Origin of the sequence: Enterobacter cloacae complex sp. IR5418 (assembly GCF_049238105.1) — a bacterium.
GTDB classification, from domain to species: Bacteria; Pseudomonadota; Gammaproteobacteria; order Enterobacterales; family Enterobacteriaceae; genus Enterobacter; species Enterobacter hormaechei.
The window spans coordinates 1-6,149 of sequence record NZ_JBMKHS010000069.1 but is presented as its reverse complement, the minus strand read 5'-3'; the positions used below and the strand labels follow the sequence as shown (position 1 = coordinate 6,149).

Genomic DNA, 6,149 nt, shown 5'->3' with positions numbered 1-6,149 from the left:
GATGTTATGGAGCAGCAACGATGTTACGCAGCAGGGCAGTCGCCCTAAAACAAAGTTAGGCCCGCACGGAATCAACATCTCATGTCCGCCAACAATGCCGCAATAGTTCTACGAGTCATGGCCGAGAACGATCTGCCAATGCTCCATGCTTGGCTGAACCGCCCCCACATAGTCGAGTGGTGGGGCGGCGAGGATGAACGCCCAACTCTTGACGAAGTCTTAGAACACTATTCGCCCGAAGTTCTGGCAAAGCAAGCTGTAGTGCCTTACATCGCAATGCTAGATGACGAACCCATCGGCTACGCCCAATCCTACATCGCACTTGGAAGTGGCGATGGATGGTGGGAAGACGAAACTGATCCAGGGGTCCGCGGGATTGACCAGTCTTTGGCTAATCCATCACAGTTAAACAAGGGGTTGGGTACAAAGCTCGTACGCTCGCTCGTTGAACTCCTGTTTAGCGACCCGGCCGTAACGAAAATCCAAACCGATCCATCTCCTAGCAACCATCGCGCCATTCGCTGCTACGAGAAGGCCGGGTTCGTTCAAGAAAAAAACATCCTCACACCTGACGGCCCTGCGGTGTACATGGTCCAAACACGCCAGGCGTTCGAAAGCCTGCGCACTGTTCAAAGCTTCAAAATCAAGGGGAAGTGGTCATGAATGGCTGCACCATCTCTACCAACTGGTATCTCGGCGTGTTCTCATCTGCCTTCGCATCTGTCGTCAGCCTAACCGGGCGTTCAACCGGACATCAACGTGCTGCGCACGTTGATGTCGGTTAACTGGGGCGTTATGCTCTGTGAGCCTGGTTATTGGCGAAGCGAAAGTATGACGATTTCAGCAATAAACGCAAAAGGATAAAAAAATGACATGGAGAACGACCAGAACACTTTTACAGCCTCAAAAGCTGGAGTTCAATGAGTTTGAGATTCTTAATCCCGTAGTTGAGGGCGCCCGAATTGTCGGCATTGGCGAGGGTGCTCACTTTGTCGCGGAGTTCTCACTGGCTAGAGCTAGTCTTATTCGCTATTTTGTCGAGAGGCATGATTTTAACCCACATTTCCCAAGTAAGGCGCTGATTTCGCTGTCCTGACCATTATATTTCCTATATAAAACATGGTGTTGAAGGCTGCGAGGGGCGCGTTTCATGGATCACCCAGAGGGTGCGGGCTTGCAACGGGCAGATCGGGTGGATTTCGACCCTCGCGTGCGGCTGGAATTTCGCGGCACGCAGCTCAGTTCCGACGGCGGCCTTCTGGTGATGCGCGAGCTTGATGACGCGCTCGGGTTGTCCGATTTGGCGTCAGCGGCGCTGCGCGATACTCGCTCTGGCAAGAACACGGTCCATCGGCTCGACGGCCTGTTCCGGCAATCAGTCTTTGGGCGGCTGGCCGGATACGAGGATGTCAACGACGCCAACCGTCTCGCCTGCGATCCGGTCATGCGCCAAGTTGTCGGCGGCAGAGCGGTCGATGCACAAGCGGCCTCGGCATCGCAGATGGGACGGTTCGAGACCGAGACGCTGGCTCTGGCCGGGAACCGTGCCGCGCTGGCCGACCTGAACGGGCAATGGATCGACCGGTTCCATGACCGTAACGGGCTGAAGTACATCGTTCTGGACATGGACAGCTCGGTCAGCCCGACCCATGGCGACCAGGAAGGGTCCGCCTGGAATGGCCATTTCGACTGTAGCTGCTATCACCCCAACTTTCTGTTCAACCAGTTCGGGATGCTGGAACGCTGCGCCCTGCGCCATGGCAACGTCCACAGCGCCGATGGCTGGCGTGATGTTCTCGACCCCGTAATTGCGCGCTACGCGGAGCGCGACCTTGGTGGCAGGTTCTTCCGGGCCGATGCTGCCTACGCGATCCCGGCGATCTATGAGCGATTGGAAGAAGCGCGGTTCTTCTACGCCATCCGGCTGCCCGCAAACGCGGTCCTCAAGGACAAGATCGCGCATCGGCTAACGCGCCCTGTCGGGCGGCCGTCACTGACCAAGGTCAAGCGGTTCTTCGAGGAATTCGAGTATCAGGCGGCGTCCTGGGACAAGGAACGCCGGGTGATCGCCAAGATCGAATGGCATCCGGGCGAACTGTTCCCGCGTGTCGGCTTCATCGTCACCAACCTGCCGATGGAGCCGGACTGGGTGGTGCGGTTCTACAACCAGCGCGGCACCGCCGAGCAGCACATCAAAGAGGGCAAATACGCCTTTCGCTGGACGCGGCTGTCGTGCCGGAAGTTCCGCGACAATGAGGTGCGGCTGCAACTGCACGCCCTGGCGTACAACCTGGCCACCTTCTTGCGCTGCATCGAGCTGCCCGAGGCCATGGCCGACTGGTCGTTGACCAGCCTGCAACTGAAGCTGATCAAGATCGGGGCACGTGTGGTCCGTCACGCCCGCACCATCACCTTCCAGCTGGCCGAGGTCGCTGTCACCGGCACGATGGTACGCGCCATCCTCGCCGCTATCCGCCGATTGCGAGCGCCACCGCTATGCGCATGATCGCGATCCACGCTCAAACTGAACGAAAGCGGCTGGACAGATCTGTCCGCTGCGCTGAAAAACGCCGCCCCTGGGCAAGGAAACAGCGGCTTCGCGGTCTGATCCGTCCAGATCCAGCAGTCTGCGCGACCGCAGGTGCCGCTTGCGGCAGAAAATCCTTGTCTAGCGCTCGGATACAGGCTATCTTCACCTCAAACGACACGCCACTTGGGGAATGCAGGATATAGAGGATGGCAGCGGAATGAACACAAGGGAAACAATTGCGGCGGACCTTTCACGGCTGGGTGTCCAATCCGGCGCTCTCGTCATGGTTCACGCATCGCTGAAGGCGATCGGCCCCGTCGATGGAGGCGCAGCATCGATAGTGTCTGCCCTGCTCGATGCCGTCGGCCCCACTGGAAGCTTGATGGGATACGCCTCGTGGGACCGGTCGCCTTACGAAGAAACGCTCAATGGCGCACGGATGGATGCGGAACTGCGCCACCGATGGCCGCCGTTCGATCCAGCCATATCAGGCACGTATCGCGGCTTCGGCCTGCTCAACCGGTTCCTCCTCCAGACACCCGGCGCCCGGCGCAGCGCGCACCCGGATGCCTCGATGGTCGCGGTAGGGCCTCTGGCCGGCACTCTGACGCGGCCTCACGAACTTGGGCAGGCTTTCGGACCTGGATCGCCGCTGGAGCGTTTCGTCGAGCGTGCCGGAAAGGTTCTGTTGCTCGGAGCCCCGCTCGATTCCGTTACCGTCCTGCACTACGCCGAGGCCATTGCCCGCATCCCGAACAAGCGACGCGTGAGCTACGAAATGCCGATCCGCAGCGAGGACGGCGGAGTGAGATGGAAACGCGCCGAGGATTTCGACTCCAACGGCATTCTCGATTGTTTCGCTATCGAAGGAGAGCCGGACGCCGTCGAGACAATTACCAATGCCTATGTGGAGCTGCGACGCCATCGGGAGGGCTTGGTCGGTCAGGCGCACTGCTACTTGTTCGAAGCGCGGGATATCGTTTCGTTCGGTGTCGACTATCTTCAACGGCACTTTGGCTCGCCCTGATCCGACGCATGGCATGCGGGATGCTCGCCCGCACCCTATCAACGACTATGTATCCAGGGTGCGCCCCGCCGAAAATACGGGCCCCGCGACACTGTGAACAGAAGCGCTTAACATCAAGGGGGACTCTATGTCTGCTACCGCAACCATGTTTGCCCAGTCGTTCTTCCATGGAACCAAAGCCGCTCTTGCACCCGGTGATCTGATCGCCGTCGGTTATCGATCGAATTTCACAGACGCGAAATCCCTGTCGTGGGTGTATTTTACAGGCACGCTCGATGCGGCGATCTGGGGCGCCGAATTGGCGGGTGGCAGCGGAACGGAACGAATTTATGTCGTCGAACCGACCGGCGCCATCGAGGAGGATCCGAACCTGACGGATAAGAAGTTCCCGGGTAACCCGACCCTGTCTTATCGCTCCCGCGATCCATTGCGCGTAATTGCTGAAGTGACGAAGTGGCAAGCACACACGGCCCAGCGGCTGCGGGAAATGAAGGAGGGCCTGGCGCGTCTGAACGCAGAAGGTGCCGAGATCATCGATTAACGTCGCCTGCCGGCAGTGCCATCATGGCGCATGGAACCGACTGTAGCCGATGACCGCACTGGTCTTTATTCGCGTCGCGGATGCCACAAATTGCTTAGCCCACTCGCCGCCTGGGGCCGATTTTCGCCCCTCGCCTTGAAGGGATTCCGAGTAGAATCCCGTGGCCATTGTTAATTAAGCAAGCGCGTTAATTAACAAATATGATCTCCGCATCGCAACCGTACCTCTCGGTCAGGTTAAACGTGTCCAGGCTGGCAAGCACTTCGGCGCTTTGCCAGTTCATGCTGGCAATCGTGCCTACGCAATGATGGGCGGCATCGTCGTGGGAACGGCGCTGACGATTCTCTTCCTACGGGCCCTCTATGTCGCCTGGTTCTGGATCCCGCGTGAAGTCGAGCAAACTGATTAATATGCACGACTTCGATCAGTTGGTGCCGTTAATTTCACCAAATGCGATATTCTGGTTCAATGACGGATCATTTTGTGGACTGAAGCAGATACGGCAAGCCTTTGAGGAAACCTGGAAAAAATTTCCTCTTGAAAATTATTGGTTAGAAAACCTGGAGTGGGTTGCCCAGTCGAAAGATTGTGCCGGATGCACCTATCACTTCCGGTGGAGGGCAATTTTAAATGGTAGCGCTCTGGAAGGCGGTGGGCGAGGAACAACTATCCTTCGTAGAGAAGCGAATGTCTGGAAGATCACTCACGAACATCTGAGCCAGTTCCCTAAACAAGACCCCAAGGGCCGACAGCTGCCGAGTAGATCGCTCGGATTGCGCCAAAAGCGGTCATGAGAGAAATGCCGCGACCTCAATGGTCGCGGCTGGCAGTTATGCAACGTCCTGTAACTGGGCCTCTCCATTGTGGAGGAAGCATGCTTAATGCGATTGGTTTGGAATGTGGGGCGATTCAGGCATCCCGGCTATCTGAATGGCTCAACTCAACAGCCGGTGCTCATGAACTTGAGCGATTTTCGGATACCCTGACCTTTTCTTTGTATGGCTCAGTGCTGATTTGGGTTAAATCATATCTACGCGAATCAGGAAGAAAACTGCAGTTAGTCGGAATCGATTTACCCAACACCTTGAATCCAAGGGACGACCTAGCGCAATTGGCCGAAATTATCCAGGTCATCGACCACCTCATGAAACCCCACGTTGATGCGCTGACTCAGTTGTTGACGTCCATTGATGGCCAGTCGGCGGTTATTTCATCGGCAAAATGGGGGGAGTTGGAAACGGCTCAGCAGGAGAAAGCTATCTCAGGGGTAACCAGATTGAAGCTCCGTTTGGCGTCGCTTGCCCCTGTCCTGAAAAATCACGTCAACAGCGATTTTTTCCGAAAAGCCTCTGATCGAATAGAGTCGATAGAGTATACGTTGGAAACCTTGCGTGTAATGAAAGCTTTCTTCGATGGTACCTCTCTTGAGGGAGATACTTCCGTACGTGACTCGTATATGGCGGGCGTGGTGGATGGAATGGTTCGAGCGAATCCGGATGTAAGGATAATTCTGCTGGCGCACAACAATCATTTACAAAAAACTCCAGTTTCCTTTTCAGGCGAGCTTACGGCTGTTCCCATGGGACAGCATCTCGCAGAGAGGGAGGAGGGGGATTACCGTGCGATTGCATTCACCCATCTTGGACTCACCGTGCCGGAAATGCATTTCCCATCGCCCGACAGTCCTCTTGGATTCTCTGTTGTGACCACGCCTGCCGATGCAATCCGTGAGGATAGTGTGGAACAGTATGTCATCGATGCCTGTGGTAAGGAGGATTCATGCCTGACATTGACAGATGACCCCATGGAAGCAAAGCGAATGCGGTCCCAAAGCGCCTCTGTAGAAACGAATTTGAGCGAGGCATTTGATGCCATCGTCTGCGTTCCCAGCGCCGGCAAGGACAGCCTGGTTGCCCTATAGGAAACCAGAAATGAAATGAAGGAGCATAACCTGCCAATCCACCGGACGGTTTTCAACCGCCGGTGATCAGCGCGTTAGATGCACTAAGCACATAATTGCTCACAGCCAAACTATCAGGTCAAGTCTGCTT

At 56.4% G+C, this 6,149-nt stretch carries 6 protein-coding genes and 2 pseudogenes; all 8 read left to right on the top strand.

The window, feature by feature from the left end:
- Nucleotides 1-81: 81 nt before the first annotated feature.
- On the top strand, nucleotides 82-663 hold the full coding sequence (gene aac(6')-IIc / locus ACOTX7_RS23595) for an aminoglycoside N-acetyltransferase AAC(6')-IIc (protein ID WP_012695484.1): 582 nt from the start codon (nucleotides 82-84) through the stop codon (nucleotides 661-663).
- Nucleotides 660-785: a hypothetical protein gene (locus ACOTX7_RS23590; protein WP_022646489.1), complete on the top strand. Its 126-nt coding sequence runs from the start codon at nucleotides 660-662 to the stop codon at nucleotides 783-785. The genes aac(6')-IIc and ACOTX7_RS23590 overlap by 4 nt, the downstream gene beginning before the upstream one ends.
- An 83-nt stretch (nucleotides 786-868) precedes the next feature.
- Nucleotides 869-1,057, top strand: a pseudogene (locus ACOTX7_RS23585) (erythromycin esterase family protein); the annotation flags it as partial.
- A gap of 93 nt (nucleotides 1,058-1,150) precedes the next feature.
- On the top strand, nucleotides 1,151-2,506 hold the full coding sequence (locus ACOTX7_RS23580) for an IS1380-like element IS1247 family transposase (RefSeq protein WP_006473457.1): 1,356 nt from the start codon (nucleotides 1,151-1,153) through the stop codon (nucleotides 2,504-2,506).
- 241 nt (nucleotides 2,507-2,747) lie between these two features.
- Nucleotides 2,748-3,557, top strand: coding sequence for an aminoglycoside N-acetyltransferase AAC(3)-IIg (gene aac(3)-IIg / locus ACOTX7_RS23575; RefSeq protein WP_012695485.1), 810 nt, complete (start codon nucleotides 2,748-2,750; stop codon nucleotides 3,555-3,557).
- Nucleotides 3,558-3,684: 127 nt separating this feature from the next.
- On the top strand, nucleotides 3,685-4,098 hold the full coding sequence (gene arr / locus ACOTX7_RS23570) for an NAD(+)--rifampin ADP-ribosyltransferase (protein WP_012695486.1): 414 nt from the start codon (nucleotides 3,685-3,687) through the stop codon (nucleotides 4,096-4,098).
- A gap of 386 nt (nucleotides 4,099-4,484) precedes the next feature.
- Nucleotides 4,485-4,892 (top strand): YybH family protein, encoded by a 408-nt coding sequence (locus ACOTX7_RS23565; protein ID WP_063613390.1) that lies wholly within the window; start codon nucleotides 4,485-4,487, stop codon nucleotides 4,890-4,892.
- 86 nt (nucleotides 4,893-4,978) lie between these two features.
- Nucleotides 4,979-6,019: pseudogene (ere(A), locus tag ACOTX7_RS23560) on the top strand (EreA family erythromycin esterase); the annotation flags it as partial.
- Nucleotides 6,020-6,149 lie beyond the last annotated feature (130 nt).